At 46.6% G+C, this 18,065-nt stretch carries 17 protein-coding genes and 1 pseudogene; 5 read left to right on the forward strand and 13 right to left on the reverse strand.

The genetic code is table 11. The features are described from left to right. Positions 1-52: 52 nt before the first annotated feature. From BMY75_RS03345 to BMY75_RS03380, 8 genes are all read right to left on the reverse strand, one after another. Positions 53-235 (reverse strand): PspC domain-containing protein, encoded by a 183-nt coding sequence (locus BMY75_RS03345; protein ID WP_074829670.1) that lies wholly within the window; start codon positions 233-235, stop codon positions 53-55. A 242-nt stretch (positions 236-477) separates the two neighbouring features. Further along, on the reverse strand, positions 478-768 hold the full coding sequence (locus BMY75_RS03350) for a PspC domain-containing protein (protein ID WP_074829674.1): 291 nt from the start codon (positions 766-768) through the stop codon (positions 478-480). A gap of 106 nt (positions 769-874) precedes the next feature. Then, the gene (locus BMY75_RS03355; protein ID WP_074829677.1) at positions 875-1,567 is read right to left on the reverse strand and encodes a flavodoxin family protein; all 693 of its coding nucleotides are present in this window, start codon (positions 1,565-1,567) and stop codon (positions 875-877) included. A 29-nt stretch (positions 1,568-1,596) separates the two neighbouring features. Continuing rightward, positions 1,597-1,848 (reverse strand): hypothetical protein, encoded by a 252-nt coding sequence (locus tag BMY75_RS03360; RefSeq protein WP_074829681.1) that lies wholly within the window; start codon positions 1,846-1,848, stop codon positions 1,597-1,599. 57 nt (positions 1,849-1,905) lie between these two features. Further along, positions 1,906-2,637 carry a CPBP family intramembrane glutamic endopeptidase gene (locus BMY75_RS03365; protein ID WP_074829684.1) on the reverse strand — a complete coding sequence of 244 codons (732 nt, stop codon included), beginning with the start codon at positions 2,635-2,637 and terminating at the stop codon, positions 1,906-1,908. A 53-nt stretch (positions 2,638-2,690) separates the two neighbouring features. Then, complete coding sequence (locus BMY75_RS03370; protein WP_074829686.1) at positions 2,691-3,485, reverse strand: DUF4097 family beta strand repeat-containing protein; 795 nt, start codon at positions 3,483-3,485, stop codon at positions 2,691-2,693. Next, entirely contained in the window at positions 3,478-4,353 is an 876-nt protein-coding gene (locus BMY75_RS03375; RefSeq protein ID WP_074829689.1) for a DUF1700 domain-containing protein, read from the reverse strand. Before BMY75_RS03375 ends, BMY75_RS03370 begins: the two co-directional genes overlap by 8 nt. Continuing rightward, a complete protein-coding gene (locus tag BMY75_RS03380; protein WP_024858421.1) occupies positions 4,340-4,672 on the reverse strand; it encodes a PadR family transcriptional regulator in 333 nt (110 codons plus the stop codon). The genes BMY75_RS03375 and BMY75_RS03380 overlap by 14 nt, the downstream gene beginning before the upstream one ends. A 1,630-nt stretch (positions 4,673-6,302) precedes the next feature. Between BMY75_RS03380 and spoVAC the strand changes: the two genes are divergently transcribed. Then, a complete protein-coding gene (spoVAC, locus tag BMY75_RS03385) occupies positions 6,303-6,761 on the forward strand; it encodes a stage V sporulation protein AC (RefSeq protein ID WP_081350433.1) in 459 nt (152 codons plus the stop codon). Positions 6,762-7,278: 517 nt separating this feature from the next. On the opposite strand, the gene BMY75_RS03390 is transcribed toward spoVAC, so the two are convergent. The 5 genes from BMY75_RS03390 to BMY75_RS03410 all read right to left on the reverse strand — a co-directional run bounded on the left by BMY75_RS03390 (position 7,279) and on the right by BMY75_RS03410 (position 13,504). Next, entirely contained in the window at positions 7,279-7,959 is a 681-nt protein-coding gene (locus BMY75_RS03390) for a JAB domain-containing protein (protein ID WP_074829693.1), read from the reverse strand. A gap of 45 nt (positions 7,960-8,004) precedes the next feature. After that, positions 8,005-8,511 carry a kinase gene (locus BMY75_RS03395; RefSeq protein ID WP_170844238.1) on the reverse strand — a complete coding sequence of 169 codons (507 nt, stop codon included), beginning with the start codon at positions 8,509-8,511 and terminating at the stop codon, positions 8,005-8,007. Positions 8,512-8,584: 73 nt separating this feature from the next. Then, a complete protein-coding gene (locus tag BMY75_RS03400) occupies positions 8,585-9,784 on the reverse strand; it encodes a trans-sulfuration enzyme family protein (RefSeq protein WP_074829701.1) in 1,200 nt (399 codons plus the stop codon). 98 nt (positions 9,785-9,882) lie between these two features. Next, a complete protein-coding gene (locus tag BMY75_RS03405; RefSeq protein WP_074829706.1) occupies positions 9,883-10,827 on the reverse strand; it encodes a LysR family transcriptional regulator in 945 nt (314 codons plus the stop codon). A gap of 16 nt (positions 10,828-10,843) precedes the next feature. Beyond that, on the reverse strand, positions 10,844-13,504 hold the full coding sequence (locus BMY75_RS03410; RefSeq protein ID WP_074829710.1) for a YfhO family protein: 2,661 nt from the start codon (positions 13,502-13,504) through the stop codon (positions 10,844-10,846). 463 nt (positions 13,505-13,967) lie between these two features. Between BMY75_RS03410 and BMY75_RS18700 the strand changes: the two are divergent. The 4 genes and pseudogenes from BMY75_RS18700 to typA form a co-directional block, all read left to right on the forward strand. Further along, positions 13,968-14,375, forward strand: a pseudogene (locus tag BMY75_RS18700) (peptidylprolyl isomerase); the annotation flags it as partial. 117 nt (positions 14,376-14,492) lie between these two features. Next, the gene (locus BMY75_RS18705; RefSeq protein ID WP_242940160.1) at positions 14,493-14,993 is read left to right on the forward strand and encodes a peptidylprolyl isomerase; all 501 of its coding nucleotides are present in this window, start codon (positions 14,493-14,495) and stop codon (positions 14,991-14,993) included. Positions 14,994-15,076: 83 nt separating this feature from the next. Beyond that, the gene (locus tag BMY75_RS03420; RefSeq protein ID WP_074829714.1) at positions 15,077-15,949 is read left to right on the forward strand and encodes a hypothetical protein; all 873 of its coding nucleotides are present in this window, start codon (positions 15,077-15,079) and stop codon (positions 15,947-15,949) included. Positions 15,950-16,239: 290 nt separating this feature from the next. Continuing rightward, positions 16,240-18,054 carry a translational GTPase TypA gene (typA, locus tag BMY75_RS03425; RefSeq protein WP_074829718.1) on the forward strand — a complete coding sequence of 605 codons (1,815 nt, stop codon included), beginning with the start codon at positions 16,240-16,242 and terminating at the stop codon, positions 18,052-18,054. Positions 18,055-18,065 lie beyond the last annotated feature (11 nt).

Consider the following 18,065-nt stretch of genomic DNA (forward strand, 5'->3'; position numbering starts at 1 on the left):
TCTGCGCGGGGCAGGAACGTCCGATACTGCATTATGGTAAAAGGTGATCTTTTTAGCCTTCGGGAAGGATTATAGCGGCCACGATATAAGGTATGATACCTACACCGCCCATGCACGCAAGGATAACTGCGCCCAGTCTTACGATGTTAACATCAACATTGAAATATGCTGCAATACCTGTGCATACGCCAGCCAGCATGGAACCGTTTCTTATCCTGTAAAGTTTCTTTTCCATAGTAGATACTCCTTTCGGTGTATTATGTTTTCTGATTATCTCTTTACCGCACCACTTAAAATGTCGGTTCGACAGGGATATATTATGCTGACGTTATCTTTCCCCCGCCAACGGCGGGGGAAAGATAACCGCCAAACTCTCATTATATTCCTTTAAACGATGTTAAGTCAGGTGTGTCATGAGAATAAGTATATTATATTTCACTGAAATTATACTATTGTTTACGCGGTTTGTCAATACCGTCAGATGATATCTTTATCATTTGTATTATTGATATTCTCAGGTGGGATATCAACTACGGGAGAGTAGTTCTGACTCGGTGCCTGTCCCCTTGCCATAGCGGCATCGGGTACCTCGGGGAGGAATATGGCTGCCAGTATATACAGTATTATGGGAAGTCCGCCTATGCAGCAGCCTGCTACGCATATTATCCTGATGATATTGGGGTCAAGGTCGAGATATGCACCAAGACCTGTGCATATTCCTGCTATCATGGAATCGTTTCTTACTCTGTAAAGCTTTTTTCCGTTCATAATGTTATCTCCTTTCGGTCGTCTGCAAATAGTTTTTTCGTTTTGTGTCATTTATCTGTATACTTATTATACCTTTAAAATTATTAAATAGTCTTTAAATTTCGGTTCAGGTCTTCCATGGGCGTTTGCTTCCTGTCCAGCCCTGTTCCTGCCAGTGTTTTTTATCGCGTTCGTTTATGCCTTTTCTCTGGAGAAGATGCATACCGAAGAACACGGCTTTTGTTTTTAGTGATGGTGTCACATGACCCGCACGTGATCTTATGGAATTTGCCATAGTGGTGGTCTTTCGGGCGATGGCGGCGCGCTTTTTGGGGGATACGCTGTCCCAGTCGGTAGCCATTACGCCAACGCCGTATTTGTATATCTTACCTATCCCCCAGAAGAACAGGCTGTCGCCCATATCCTTGTTTGTACGCCCCATGCCTGCCCCTGCGGCGGTGGATATGCACACGCCCTGTTTGGTGAACATTCTGCCGTCGGGGGAATGTACCATCCAGCGGTAGCCGTAGTGGTCTAGAAATGCTTTCATGGCGCCTGTTGCGTGGTAGACGTATACAGGGCTTGCCAGTATCACCACATCGGCTTCATCAATGGCTTTGGTTATGGGTGCGAGTTTGGAATAGTGGGGGCATTTGCTTTCGTGTTCGAGAAAACAGCGGGTACAGCCTGTGCAGAATTCGCTGAAATCCCTAGGCAGGAAAAACTCGGTGAGTTCGCCGCCTATTTTTTCGCCCAGCATATGTGCTATATTGTAGGTAGAACCTTTATGGCTTTGTCCGTGTATGATGACTGTTTTCATGATGCACCCCTTATGGTCATTAAATAAAGTTATTTTTCTGCGGGGATATGTGTGGTTATGGTCAGTCGGCTGCGTGATACCGATGCCTGTAATGAAGTTCCGAAGCCCGAAACGGATATCAGCGGGTGTTCGTTGTCGTTCACGCTTTCGATATCAGCGGTGATGCTGTCATTCTCTGAAAGGTCTGTGCCGGTATCTCCTGCTATCATCGCTGTTACGATGATGACCGGCATCATCAGAACGAGTAATATTGATCCTGTTATTTTAAATGTTCTTTTCATTTTGTTGTTTCCTTTTCTCTTTTCTTCACATTGAGGGTTGACGGTTTTTCTGTTTTTTTATCCGTGCAGTGCCCATACGGTTATCATAGCGTCATATATGCCGTGGCAAAGTATCAGCGATAGCAGCGTGCAGTCCTTTATCTTTGTTCTGTACAGGCAGAAGATGAAGCCTATAACTGCTGTTATTAACATCTGTATGATATTGCCTGTAAAGATATGGAATATCCCGAACAGCAGGGACGAACCTATGACGGCGTATATCTCTTTGCCGAAAAGGTTTTTCAGTTTGCTGAAAACGAAGCCGCGGAACACAAGTTCCTCTGCGGCGCCCACGGCAAGTATGCAGTAGGCGAAATCGTAGATGAACTGCCATGATTCGGTATAGTCTTTGCCGTTGTTCACATATTCTCCGAAGCCTGCAAGTACGGGTATGCCAGTCAGCACCAGTGATGTGCCAAGCCCAAGACCTATGCCAATAAGTATCTGCTTTGCCAGACTTTTCTTTTCAAATCCCAGGTCGGCGGCACTCATTTTATCCTGACGGATAAATATTATCGGTATCACTGCGGCCGCCCAGTAAAGGACGAAAAGCAGTGTTGCCCGAAGTGCAATGGGCATACCGTTTATAAAATTAGCGGTGAAGTATCTCACCATCCACACGCCCACAAGACTTCCCATAAAGCCCAGCGTAAGGCTTATCAGATCGTTTTCGCGCTGTTTTGCCAAACGTGCCGAGCTTGTTGTGCGTCCTCTTTTCCAGACGCGCTCTCTTTTCAATTCATTGCTCATATCATTATCTCCGTTTATTCTAGCTGACGTTTGGTTTATGTTTTCTGATTTCTTTATTTATTATTGAAGGTGACCTTGATATCGCCCACACCTGAATCTGTATCTACAGAGTATTTCTTATAGAATTCATCCTGATCGTTGGTGAGGGCGATATTGCAGTCGCCTGCGCCGCAGTCAACATCGATATCGCCGTTGACTTCGCCGGTATAAGTGAATTCACCTGCGCCGATATCTACATCAAGACCGCCTGTAACTGCTTTGGTGATAGTGATCTCGCCTGCACCTATATCTGTTCTGACTAAGCCTTTAGCGGTCAGACCGTTGACAGTTATCTCACCTGCGCCTGAATCAATGGAAGCTTCACGGCACTTGATATCTGTTACGGTTATCTCACCTGCGCCGACTTCAAGATACAGTTCTTCGTATTCGATCTCGGGGAGATAGAGAATTGCGTCAACGGTGGAACTGCCTATATCGAAGGCGTTGAAGTTGAAGTGGAAGTTCCAGTTTTGTGTAAGATCAACCAGAAGAATTCCGTCGTTTTCTTTAATGACATAGTCCTCGGGAACATTGCCTTCAATGTGGATTCGGTCATCGGAACTGGGGCGGATATCGAGTTTGCCTGCGCCCGCATCTATCTTGACAGAACTTGCTTTGCCAAGTTCAAAATTATCGGAAACGGAAATCACTTTGCCTATGTTATGTTCTGAAGCTTCAGCTTGATCATAGAATATACCGCCGCCTACAAGCATCGCTGTGCCGACTATTATCAGCCCTACCGAGAAGAAGGGGAAAACTCTCTTTCTGTGTGTGGTATATGTCTTTTCTTCAAGATCTATATTATTCATAACGCTGTCCTCCTTTTCCGAATATCTTTCCGAAAATGCTGCGCATACTGTTTACGCAAGCGCCTGCAAGTCTTCTGATACCTGCAAAGCCGGGTCTTGCTACAAGACCGAAAATGCCGAGCATTATCATGCCGATGCCTATCATCATGATGCCTTCGGGAGTGTATCCAAACAGGTTTACGATACCTGAGATCACCATTGAAAATCCGCCTGCCACCAGTGCGATAACAATACCGAAAAGTGCTGCCACCAATCCGAAGAGTACTCCGCCGACAGCTGCAACAACGCCTATCCACAGTGGGAAGGTCACGATAAGGAGGATTATCTTGAGAAGAGTATTATTGCGGGTGGTCCTCTGTGCTTCTGTCATCGTGGGGTCGTTGAAGCTTCTGTTGAAAGCATCTTTTGCTTCGTTGATAGCTCCGCCCAGTACCTGATTTGCTTTTGTAGCTGCATCGAAGAATATTCCCGATGTCTGTGAAGAAGCGTACTGAGAATTGTTTGCGTATGATGATGTATTCTCGGTGCCTGTATAACCGTAGCCGTAATTATAGGAGCCGTTCTTCTCGGTATTTTCCTTGCCCACTTCTTCAAAAGCAACGTCCTGAACGTCTTCAAAGGGCGCTCTTTTTGCAGCACCGACTTCAAATGAAGCGTCGCCTTCGGGGTGGATACCGTTTTCTATGAGTATCTCCTTAGCGAGTGTCTCCGGGTCTCCCAGCGTTTGTGCTGTCTGTTCGTCACTGCCGTAACCTGCATCGAGGAATATCTCCTCATAATAGCTGAGCGCGTCCTCGATATCCTCGCGGGGCAGCCCGCCTTTTTCAAGGTTATATCTGAGGCTTGTAAGAAATTCAAGTCTGTTCATTATCGTCCGCCCCCTTGTTCATCAATATACTGTCTACCTTTTCTTTGTGTGTCTGCCATTCCTGACGATATTCTTCCAGTGCCTCGTTACCCTTTGGGGTGACTCTGTAATATCTTCGGTTTCTTCCCATGAACTCTTTGTCGTAGGTCTCCAGATAGTCGTTTTTCTGGAGCCTTCTAAGTACGGGGTAGAGGGTTGATTCTGAGATATCAACGGCTTTTCTGAGGAACTGTGTTATCTCATAACCGTAGGTATCGTCGTTCTGGACCACCGAAAGCACCATTGCATCAAGCAGTCCTGCGTTGACCGGAAATCCCATATTCCTGCTCCTTTCTTTGATAACTCTGTGCATAAGTCATTCTCCTTGCCTTTTGGGCGTTCTCTTTTGTCTTTTGTTTGATGTCATCTCGTCTCTTTTGCTCTGCAGTGCATTTTATACTGTGTAATATTTTTTCTCTTACAGTATTTTGAGTTCTGTAATATCTTTGTTCTGATGATATTATACGACGTATAATATCATTTGTCAATATAATATTGTGAGAATAAAAAGACTTTGTATATTTGAACAATAACTAAGCTGCACACCACAGTTAAATATAACATTCTGTACAAGGTGATGGCTCGGTGTGATGTTTTGGGGTGGTTTAGCAGAAGAATGGCGGGACTTCCGGTGAAGTATTGGAGTGTGGCAAGGGTGGATTGAGCTGAGATCAGATGCGGGCTTTCTATTATATATAGGTTGAGGGACTATATAATAGGTGAATAGTCCTCGGAAGAACGGTTACTATATAAAGTGTTGAGAGTACATGAGCAGAAAGAGCCGTTATTCGGGGTGCGAGCGGTTAATTAAGTCGGAGAATCAAATTGTGAAATGGTGTTCATAATTTAAATTGTGGATAATGTCAATAAAAGCATCGTGTGAATCGTTTAATTAGCAACAATGCTTAAAATCTATTGGAAGATACTGGATTTAGGCAAAATTCCCTTAATAATTAGGAAGAAATCTGTATAAATTAAGCTCTTTTGCGCAATAGTTTAGAACGGAATTGTACAATTTTTATACACAAAATTTGGTGGGCGATGAGTGCAGACCGGTTAATTAAGTTGAGTTTGAAATTGTGAAATGTCGTTCATAATTTGAATTGTATAATCTGCTATCAAAAACGTTATTCTAACAGATGAATTAGCAATAATGCTTAAAATCTAATGGAAAATACTGGATTTAGGTAAAATTTCCTTAATAGTTAGGAACGAATCTGTATAAATTAAGCCCTTTCGCGTAATAATTAAGAAGAAGGCTATACAATAATTGTACATAATTACAGAGCGACTCTGAAGAGTGCAAATTTGCATTTTAAGATTTATTAAATCATTTAACGTTATTTGTACAATGTAACAATAAAAACGTTTTCTAAACACGCGATTTAGCAACTATGCTTAAAATCTATTGGAAATATATGGCATTAAGTTGCATTTTCTTAATAATTGCAAAAAATTAAGTACAAATTCTGCGGGCACTGACATGGACTGTTGATATTGAAGACATTTTTTGTATATAAATTGATGCGCGGGCTATTTCGCAAATTCGATGAGCGAAAATTTTCGTGTGATCTTTTCGGTTAGCGTGATTCAAATATTGCGATTTCGGGTGGATCAGACTGTGAAGTGGGCGGTATTAAATTTTTTAAACCATTTAACTCACGTTGTACAATACCACAAGAAAAACGTTTTATAAAGAGGCGAATTAGCAACAACGCTTAAAATCTACTGGATAATATTTCCATATGGTAAAGATTCATTAATAACTGGGCGAAAAATTGTATAAATAAAAGCTGCCCGGTAACAATAATCAGAGCAGCTAAATATTGTTTTTATATAATCATATTCAGGCAAAAATTGCGAGGGCTGTTTGTGCGAATTTTCGTTAATGATTTTCGGGAGGTCATATCATGCAGGATTTTACAGATAAAACGGGCATCACAAAGGAGCGTTACAAGGAGATGTGTGCCGCCGCAGAGCGTGGCAGCAAGTGGTACAAAAATGTGCCGAAAGCCTTTATTACAGGGGGCTTGATATGCGTCGCGGGGCAGTTGCTGTCGGCGGGATACGGTGCTTGGGGTCTGGGCGAAAAGGCGAGTGCGACGGCGGTGTCCATCACGCTGATATTTATTTCGGCTTTGCTGACTGGTCTGGGGCATTACGAAAAGATCGCAAAACACGCGGGTGCGGGCACTCTTGTGCCGATAACCGGGTTTGCGAACTCGGTATGCGCACCTGCTCTGGAGTTTCGCACTGAGGGTTATATCACGGGTGTAGGGGCGAAAATATTCATTATTTGCGGACCTGTGATACTTTACGGGACTTTGGCTAGTATTGCTTATGGGGTGATTTATTATCTTTCCAAGTGAGTGGGTGCTGATGGTGATCGGGATGGTGGGATAGTCGGATATTTGCTGAACTTGTATTCGCTTTGATCTCAAACAAATGTTCCGCGTGGAACATTTGAGCTCAGCAATATCCGCACTGCGATGGACGATTCGCCCCTCGTTTCTTGAGTTTGTGTGGTGACGTTTGTCGCCCCTGATGAGGCGAGTCATCGGATTCGCTATCGCTGTCCGATGACGGCGCGGCAATAACTTACGGACGTAAAAAGAGCGTGGACAGTTGTTTTGTCCACGCTCGTATTTTTGTAGCGGTGACTGCGTCGACCGCGTGCCGCGCCATATTGGGGCGGAAGTTTGCTTTGCTATTTATTACTTTGTTGCCGCGTTGCTTTTGCGCCTTGACCGAGAGGCTCTGCCTCTAACAGTCAGCTTTGCTGACTGTGCAAACCTCCCGCAAGCCTGCTAGCTCGAGGCATATGCCGACGCATTCGTATAAACCGCGCGGATTGACTCATTGGCAGTTTCCACGCAGATGCTAGGCTCACTCAAACGCTCTGAACCCGCCCATTGACCGCATAGAGATCATACCATCTGCACCAACTATAACATGGTCAAGAAGATAAACCTCATCTTCCAGCAGATTGCGTATCTTTCGGGTGAGCAGGATATCTTCCTCGGTGAGATCAGCAGAGCCGTCAGGGCAGTTATGGGCTAGCAGAAGCATTTCTGCGCTGTTTTGGTGCAGGAATTTTTTTAGATCTTCGATATCAAAGGCGATCTGATTGGTGATACCAACGGAGAGGACTGTGCAAGCGGTGAGTTTTCCCGATTTATTGATACTGAAAGCACAGAGTCTTTCTGTGGTGTCGCCTTTGAAGAAATTTGTGAGGTACCTGCTGAGAGATTCAAAATCGTCTGCCTGAACGGTGATAAGGCTCTCTTTTTCGGCGCGGCGGAAGACCTGTCCCAGAAATACAAGATGTTCGGCGCATTTTATGCCCACGCCTTTTACTTGACAAAGAGAATCTATATCGGCGGAGAGGACGGTGTGCAGATTGCCGAATTTATTAAGCAGATCATGTGCGGTCTCACGGGTATCGGCGCGGGGAATGACATTGAACAGAAGCATTTCCAGAACTTCCTGCTCGGTGAAATTGCTGAGGTCGGTATTATTTCTGAATCGTTGCCGCATACGTTCGCGGTGCCCTGAGTTTTCAACCATAGCGATTCTCCTTTGTTGATAATCTGGGTTCGTTTCGGTGTAGCATTATGATCGCTGTTCATATCCGATATCGTTAAGTATCATATTAACGATATCTTCGGCGGACATATCCTCTGTTATGGTCTTTTCGGGTAGATATGGCAGATAGTCCTTATCGTTCCACCATTCCCGCATTTCTTTCTCGCCGAAATCTCCGCACTTATCGCGGGTGGCGTGTCGGCGGAGAGTTTCCTCAAATGGGATATCAAAATAGTAGGCGTACACCTCATCTTTGTAGAGTTCTTTTGCCCGTTTGAAAAGCGGGCTGTACCAATCAGATTTTGTTATTCCCTCGATGATGGTGGTTTCAAAATGCCCGTGACCGTATTCCAATAGGGATGTCATCAGGGGAATGGCAGGACTGTCATCGCCGTCGCGGGCGTAGAGCAACTCACGGCGGACGTAGTCCTGTGGTATCAGCATGGTATTTCTGCCGATGATATGCTGTAGCTTTTGGGCAACTGTGGTCTTTCCGCTGCCTGAATTTCCTCTTAGGATTATGAGCTTGGGCATGATATTTCTCCTTTAAAAACAGCGGCATTTCTTTAAAGGAAATGCCGCGTTTGATATTATGTTGATGTATGTATCAGTCTACAGTTTCAAGACCCTCAGCCTTGAATGCCTGTCTGAGGTCGTTGATGAGGTCGTTCTTGTCCTCGATACCGATAGCCACGCGGTAGAATCCGCCGTGGAACTCCTCGGGGTAGAGGTACATTCTCTCGTCGTCCTCGCCGAGGAATACTATCAGGCTACCTGTGTTGCCCAGGGATACAGCTGATGTGAACACATTCAGGTGAGTAACAACTCTGTTGTAGAGGTCGTGCTCGCCCTTGAGACCGAAGCTGAGTACACCGCCGAAGCCGTTCTTCATTTGCTTTACTGCCAGCTCGTGGTTCTTGAAGCTCTTCAGACCGGGATAAGCTACGAAGCTTACGCAGGGCTGTTTTTCAAGCCATTCTGCTACTGCCAGTGCGTTGTCGTTATGCACCTGCATACGCAGAGGGAATGTTGCAGCGCCTCTCTGTATAAGCCATGCGTTGAAAGGGCTGATGCAGCCGCCGATGTTGACCTGAGCCTGGTAGCGGATAGCTTCGCAGGTCTCGTGGTCGGTGATGATAGCACCGCCCATGGAATCGCCGTGACCGTTGATGTACTTTGTAAGGCTCTCAACTACGAAGTCAACGCCGTATTCCAGAGGTCTTGTATTGTAAGGCGAAGAGAATGTATTATCCACGGATACCTGGATATTGTTCTCATGAGCCAGCTTAACGATAGCTTCGATATCGCAGATGCAGCAGGTAGGATTGCCGGGGGTCTCAAAGTGGATAAGCTTGGTATTGGGACGTATAGCAGCCTTTATCTTTTCGATATCGGTACAGTCAACTATGCTTGTTTCGATGCCCCACTTTTCGCACCAGAGTTCGTTGAAGATACGGTATGTAGCGATATATGTAACGGTGGAGAATATTACGTGGTCGCCCTTTTTGAGCTTGGTGAAGAACAGAGCGGAAAGTGCCGCAACACCGCTTGCGAGAACTACGCAGTCCTCACCGCCGTGGAGATTTGCGACTTTCTTTTCCAGCATACCCTGATTGACGCCGCCGTTTCTGGTATATATATTAGCTTCTGATGCAGACCAGTTCATAGTAGAAGGGTCATAGGGCAGCAGGAAGCTGTTTGCCATATAGATAGAGGGCTCGATAGCGCCGCTTGCGGGGTCTGGCTCAGCGCCGACATGGATAGCGCGGGTGGTAAAACTCATTTCTTCAAGATTCTTGTCACTCATTATTTTACTTCCTTTCAGAATAATGCTTTATCGTAATAAAATACCAAAGTTTATTATATCATATCAGACGACGAAATTTGTAAATTTAATGTGAATTTTTACTGCGGAATATCAGAGCTTTCGTCGAGAAGGATGAAGCCATAGCTGTCGATGACCTTTTTCAGGGTATCCACATAGCGTTTTGCGGCGTTGGAAAGTCCTGTGCGGCTGTTCTCTATCCAGCCCAACAGCATATCTTCATCGGTAACGAGAGGTACGGCTGTGATGGTGCCGCTGTTGATATCACTTCCCAGCACGCCGCTTGATATGGTATAGCCGTTGAGTCCGCCTAAGAGATTGAACAGCGTTGCGCGGTCGCTTACGTGTATCTGCTTTTTGAATGTGCGGGTACTGCATATCTCTTCGGAGAAATAGAAGGAATTCAGCTGACCCTGCTCGAAGCATACAAATGGGTAGTCTTCAAGCTGTTCGTAGGTGACCTGCTTTTCCTTGGCAAGGGGATGTGCCTTGCTTATGAACACATGGGGGTCGGCACGGAATAGGGGGTGGAAGACCAGATTGTTCTCTTTCAGCAGTTTGAGTATGACTTTGCGGTTGAAATCATTTATAAACAGTATTCCGACTTCACTGTTGAGGTCGCGGACATCGTCGATTATCTCGCCTGTGCGGGTCTCGCGGAGGGTATATTCATAGGATTCGTGATCCAGTTCGGAGAGCATTATCACGAAAGCTTCAACGGCAAAGGCGTAGTGCTGGGTGGATATGGAGCATATCCTTTTTATCTTTTTGCCCCCTGAATAGTGGGCTTCAAGAAGCTCAGCCTGCTCGACTACCTGTCTTGCATAGCTGAGGAACTCGGTGCCCTCGGAGGAGAGGGTCATGCCGCGGGGGGTGCGGCGGAATATCTCGATGCCAAGCTCTTTTTCAAGCTCCTTCACAGCATTTGAAAGGCTGGGCTGTGAGATATACAGCTGTTTTGCGGCTTCGCTGAGAGAGCCGCAGCTCACGATGGTTATTACATATTTCAGCTGCTGTAAGGTCATTGCCTTTACGCCTCCTTTAATTATCCTCTGCGGTGAGGTGAACTAACACGGGTACTATATATACTGCCATAAATACAGCCAGACTTGCTGCCATGACAGTCCACATCAGCGCCTTTGAAGCCTTTTCGGGAACTTTCAGCTTTTTGCTGATAACGAAGTGCCAAAGTATGCAGAGGGCTGCGCCTGCTATGCTCATTATCAGTCCCGCGATGAAGCCCTTTGGCATAGCGGTGACGGTGATATCGTTCTCGCCGTCGGTGAGCTCAACTGCGGTGAGGTCGCCAAGCACTCTTATACATGGGGTGGACTTTCCGTTGATGCGTACTCTGAGTCCGTCGGTGTAAGGTACATTTATCAGGCAGTACTGTCCTGCATTGGCGTTTATGCTGCCTGTGAGCTTTCCGCCCTTGCGGGTGAAGCCCACTGTCTTTGCGGCTTCGGCGGCGGAATAAAGTTTATCGGTATCTATGGCAGTCACACCAAGGGAACGCAGGTCGGTATCCTTTTTGACTTTCGCTGTGATGGTTACAGTCTCATTTTCAAATTCGCCGAGTTTCAGCAAGCCGTTGAATTCGCCGCTGGGATAGCCTGTCTTTATCATGCTGCCGTTCACCATGATATCGAAACTGCCGTCGATTTCACTGCCGAGGGCTACCTTGGGACGGTCGAAAGCATCGAAGTAGATGGACTGTCTGCCGCTTATATCGAGAGTGAGCTCGCGGGTTTCGCCACATGCTACGGTATAGCCACTGCCGTTTTCTGTGCCATCAAAGGAATAGGTTTTTACTGCGTTATCGGTAAGTACGTTATCGCAGATGAACTGCTGTATCTCGCTGCGGGACATATCAGGGAGTTCGCCCTCAATAGCGGAGATATCGCCAAGGATAATACCCGAGGGGAGGAACGCGCTGTTTTCGGTTATGGAGTATTCCTCATTGGAATAAACCGCATTTTCGGCTTCTCCGCGTACTATCTTATACTTTATGCTCATGAGCATATCGGTGAGCTCGGTGCCGCCGTAACTGCCTACGTCCATCCAGTTTGAAGACACGCCCATACGCTTCATCATGAACATATAATCCTGACTGTTCAGGGAAGTATAGTGACTTATTGAACCGTAGCCGAGGGTGCCCACCAAGTTGACGTAAAACAGCTTTCCGTCGGTCTTTACGCGGAACAGTTCATCGTCATCTATCCTGTCAGCGAGGTCATAGACCTTGTTCTGATTTTCAGCACGCTCGGGGTCGTTCAGCACGGGGTTGGTGAGGTATATCCTTGTGTTTGCGAATGATTCGCAGAGGATAAGTGCGGTACAGATTATGGAAAGTGTTCTGGTGCTGAGGAGACCCCTGCGGTACAACAGGAGCATCAGGACGGACATTGCTGACATCAGCAGGAACATTGCAACGCATATCTGAAGTGAGTTTCTGTCACCCCAGAGTGAACGTGTATATTTGCCTGCGGTCTCGCGGTTTTTCTCGATAAAATCGGTGATGAGGTCAATGAACAGGTATGTGGCCACCAGCGCGGGTATTATCACTGCGATATGGTCAGTGAGTTTGTTCTCGCGTGGGATGGTATCGCGTTCTTCAAGGTACATGGCAGTGCAGACAGTCAGCATGAATACGGTGATGAAGCCGAATCGTGAGGGGAATGACATATAACTGCCTGTGTGCCACATGAGGTTTATGGGCTCAACGATTATCGGGATAAGGGTGAGAATTGAGAGTGTGAGATAATTGTTTAGCTTGCGGCTGCGTGACTTGCCGTCGCAGGAGAAGAAAAATACTGCTGTCAGCACGAATGCCGAGCACAGAATGGTTGGCAGTACGGTCTCGTAGGTGGTGAGAAATCCGCAGTTTTTCACCGAACTGAAAAACTCTTCCTTAACTCTGCCGCTTTGGGTATACTGTAAAAGGCTGGGCAGCCATACAACGGCTGTCAGCAGGGCTGCCATTACGGAGCCAACTGCAAATCTAACAGCGGTCTCTCCGCCAGAACTTTCGCGGCGGATATTGCAGAGGGCAATGCCAATAAACAGCATGATGAATATTACTACCATATATCCGATATAGTAGTTTACCACCATCATGGCGGCGAGGACAAGGGTATAGGGCAGGACGCGCTTTTTTTCGCAGAGCATCTCCAGAGTCAGCAGCATCAGCGGGAAAAGGTACATCATATCCAGCCATATAACGTTCTGATAGTAAAGCAGACCGTAGCCGCAGAGACCGTAAAGCGTACCAAGAGCGGCTATCCACACGGGGTAGAGCTTTTTGCGGGTCTTATAAAGGTAGAGCGAAGCAGTGCCGCCGCAGACCATCAGTTTCAGCATGACGAGGATATTTGCAAAGTACAGCATATCCGTCTTTTTTATGAAGACCACAAGGAACGAGAAAGGGCTTGCAAGAAAGAAGAATATAACCGCCCACATATTCATGCCCGAGGCATTATTGAAGTTCAGGAATACTCCGTCCTTGCCCGCAAGCATATCTTTGAAATCAATAAGCAGCGGGACTACCTGCTGTATCATATCGCCCCATGCTACCGTTCCCTTGCCGAAAGGAAATGCGCCGTCCAGTTTATAGGCGTATAATATGACCGCCATGATAAGCAGCGGTGCCGATAATACCGTCAGCAGCGCCGCAGGAAGTTCTTGCTTTTTTGTCTTTTCCATAGTGACCCCTTATTAGTAATGGATTTGTATTGAAATTTCTGAGCACTTTTTGGCTTTAGCACTTTGCGCAGATACTATATATTATAATGCGGATGGTTTGAAAAGTCAACCGCAGTAAGGTGGAATGATGAAATTTCGGTGAAATATACAGCTTTCGGTTGATTTTTGAGAAGATAGGTGCTATAATTGAGAAGCGACAATAATATAGTGGCCGCTCTCGGCGGCGGTAATCAATGAAAGGATTTGAAAAAACTTGAAAAGAAACAGAATAACCAAGGCGCTGAAAGTTATGGCGCTGACAGTGGCTATGACACTGACCTGCGGTGCGTTCGCTTCATGCGGAAACGCACACGAAAAGGAAGATAACTCAAAGGCTTCCGATGATAAGAATACTGCGGCACAGAACAATGGCGGAGATGCTGTTACTTCGGGTGACGAGGATCTCTCGGGCAACTGCTTCGTTATCACACTGCGTGAGGACAAGGCGCCCATCACCTGCGAGAATTTTGAAAAGCTGGTAAACAGCGGATTCTATGACGGTGTAACATTCCACAGAGTAGTGGCAAACTTCATGGCACAGGGTGGCGACCCTGAGGGCACAGGCGCAGGCGGTTCCGGCGAGAACATCAAGGGCGAGTTCAGCAACAACGGTGTTGAGAACGACCTCAAGCACGTAAGAGGCACAGTATCCATGGCAAGATCACAGGAGAACGACAGTGCTTCCAGCCAGTTCTTCATCTGCTACAGAGACTGCGATTTCCTTGACGGCAACTATGCGGCGTTCGGTGAGGTATCTGAGGGCATGGAAGTTGTTGACAGGTTCCTCAACTGCGACAGAACGATGAACCAGAACAATGAGCTTGCTTCTCCCGTAAATCCCATAACCATCACATCGGCTAAGATGATATCCGCTGATGCTGACGGTCATAACAGAGCAAAGTTCACTGTTGACTTTACTGAGAGAGAATTCAAGGAAGGCACATTCACAATGACACTCCATGCAGACAAGGCTCCTATCACCTGCGAGAACTTCAAAAAGCTGGTAGGCGAGGGCTTCTATGACGGTCTGACATTCCACCGCGTTGTTGATGACTTTATGGCACAGGGCGGTGACCCCGAGGGTACAGGCATGGGCGGTTCTTCAGAGACCATCAAGGGCGAGTTCAGCGAGAACGGCGTTGATAACGATCTGAAGCACGTCCGCGGTACTGTTTCCATGGCAAGATCAAACGATCCTGACAGCGCTTCCAGCCAGTTCTTCATCTGCTATACCGATTGCAGCTACCTTGACGGCAACTATGCAGCATTCGGTGAAGTTACCGAGGGTATGGACGTCGTTGACGGTTTCACAACTGTATCCCGCGGCTACACTGACGGCGGTTATGCAGAGCTTTCTGTTCCCGGCACACCTATCACCATAGTAAAGGCTGAGATGATAGACCCCGATGAGAACGGCAATGACAGAGTACAGTTCACTGTAAAATACTGATCTTGACCCGATCAGCCATAGCATCTCAGGATTAATATTCAGAGATGCTATGGCATTTTTATTAGAAGATAAAGGTGGAAACAATGATAAAAAATGCGGTAAAGAAACTGTTCGGGGGAGTTGAGCTCAGCTGGCTGAAACTTATCATAATGGCTGTTATCGCCGGGGCGCTGACGGCGGTCTTTGCCATAGTGCCTGTGCTGGAACACACCTCGTTCCATGCCATGGCAGTAACTTTTGAAGTGTGGATATTCTTTGGGATATTCATTATCATGAACAGCAGGTCAAATCTTGATTCGGCGCTTAAATGCTTTGTGTTCTTTCTGATAAGTCAGCCGCTGGTATACCTGATACAAGTGCCATTCAGCCCCCTTGGGTGGGAGCTTTTCGGGTATTATCCCTACTGGTTCATATGGACTCTTCTGTGTCTTCCGATGGGATATATCGGGTACTGGATGAAAAAGGACAAATGGTGGGGATATCTGATACTTCTGCCGATGATATTACTTACGGGAACTTCGTATATGGAATATTTTTCTGAGTTTCAGTTCTCGATGCCGAAATATATACTGATAGCGCTGTTCTGCGCCTGCATGATGATATTCTACCCTGTGCTGATATTCAGCGGAAAGAAGATAAGGACAGTTGGTGCGGTTGTCGGAGGAGTGTGCGTAGTGGGACTGACTGTACTTTGTCTGGTTAAGCCCCCTGTTTACAGTGCTTGTATAATGAGCGAAGAAGAGGGCGGTTTTGATGAGAACTATTCGGTATACCTCGCAGATGATAAATACGGCAGTGTTGAGATCGCGTATACAGAGGATATCGATGAGTATATGATACAAGCCGATTTCAGGCGCGCAGGGGATACGGTGATGGTATTGGAATCTCCCGACGGTGATAAGAGGGAATATGATGTCCATATTGAGCGGGATACCTACACTGTTTCGGAAAGATAGGCTTAACCCCCGTATAAATTATATAACAAAAGAAGCTGAGAAACGTCAGACAAAAATAATAATTTAACAATGCTTGACAAACTCATAATGATATGCTATAATATATTGTCTGAAAGTGACCTTGCGCTGAGCGCAGGGTTATTTTGCTGTTTGGGGCATTTCGTTAAATTGCACTTTACAGTGCCCTCAGAAAGGTCCCAAATTATTGAACTTTGGGCTCAATTAAAAGAATGGGAATAAATAAGTAACAGGTAGGAAAAAACTTCTGCAAAAAAATGGGAGGAAGAAAAATGGTAAGAGAAGATCTGCGTAATGTGGCTATAATCGCCCACGTTGACCACGGTAAAACCACACTTGTCGATCAGATGCTCAAGCAGAGCGGTACGTTCAGAGAGAATCAGGCTGTTGAAGAGAGAGTCATGGACTCTAACGATATCGAGCGTGAGAGAGGAATCACTATCCTGGCGAAGAATACTTCTATAAAGTACAATGACGTTAAGATAAACGTTATCGATACTCCCGGCCACGCTGATTTCGGCGGTGAGGTTGAGCGTGTACTGAAGATGGTAAACGGCGTTCTTCTGCTGGTTGATGCTGCTGAAGGCCCTATGCCTCAAACCCGTTTCGTTTTGCAGAAGGCTCTGGAGCTCGGTCACAAGATCATAATCGTTGTAAACAAGATCGACCGTCCCGACGCTCGTCTTAAAGAGGTAGTTGAGGAAGTTCTTGAGCTCCTTCTTGACCTTGACGCTACCGATGAGCAGCTGGACAGCCCTGTACTTTTCTGCTCGGGCAGAGACGGTACTGCTTCGCTGACAATGGACGGCGGTACCGATATGATACCTCTGTTTGATATGATTCTCAGCTATGTACCTGCTCCCGAGGTTGAAGAAGAGGGCGGTATGCAGTATCTGGTATCTGCTATCGACTACAACGAGTATGTAGGCCGTATCGCTATCGGTAGGATAGAGCGCGGTGTTATGAAGGTAAATCAGGACGTTTCCATCGGTGACTTCCACAACACCAAGCAGGAATACCGCGGCAAGATAGTTACCATGTATCAGATTGAGGGACTGAACAGAGTTCCCTGCACCGAGGCTAAGGCAGGTGATATCGTCTGCATCAGCGGTATCGAGAACATCACCATCGGTGATACCATCTGCGAATTTGGCAAGTTCGAGCCTCTGCCTTTCGTAAAGATAAGCGAGCCTACCGTCGAGATGACATTCTCGGTAAACAACTCGCCTTTTGCAGGCAAAGAGGGCAAGTTCGTTACTACCCGTCACATCAGAGACAGGCTTTTCAAGGAACTGCTGAAGGACGTATCCCTGAGAGTATCCGAGACCGACAATGCTGATACCTACCGTGTTGCGGGCAGAGGTGAGATGCACCTTTCTATACTCATCGAGAATATGCGCCGTGAGGGTTACGAGCTGGGCGTTTCCACTCCCCGTGTACTTTACCGTGAAATAGACGGCAAGCTCAACGAACCTATCGAGAGAGTTGTTATAGATGTTCCCGAGGACTGCGTTGGTTCTGTAATGGAGAAGCTTGGCAGCCGTAAGGGCGAGCTTCAGGCTATGAATCCTATCGGCAGCAGAATGAGACTTGAATTCCTTATCCCTGCAAGAGGACTTTTCGGCTACAAGAGCGAGTTCCTTACCGATACAAAGGGCGAGGGCATCATGAGCTCCGTATTTGAGGGTTACGAGCCTTACAAGGGCGATATCCCCAAGAGAGCACAGGGTTCACTGGTAGCATTTGAGACAGGCGAGGCAGTTACCTACGGTCTGTACAATGCACAGGAGAGAGGCGAGCTGTTCATCACAGCCGGCACTCAGGTATACGAGGGCATGGTTGTTGGTGCTTCACCTAAGTCTGATGACCTGGTTGTAAATGTCTGCAAGAGAAAGCATCTGACCAACACCCGTGCAAGCGGTTCTGACGATGCACTGCGTCTTATCCCGCCCAGAAATATGTCGCTGGAGGACGCACTGGAATTCCTGGCTGATGACGAGCTGCTGGAGGTAACACCCAAGAGCATACGTATCAGAAAGAGAACCCTGAGCAATCAGCAGAGAGCTAAAGACAGAGCGAAGATGTGATTTTTATAATT

Source organism: Hominimerdicola alba (assembly GCF_900109655.1).
GTDB classification, from domain to species: domain Bacteria; phylum Bacillota; class Clostridia; order Oscillospirales; family Ruminococcaceae; genus Hominimerdicola; species Hominimerdicola alba_B.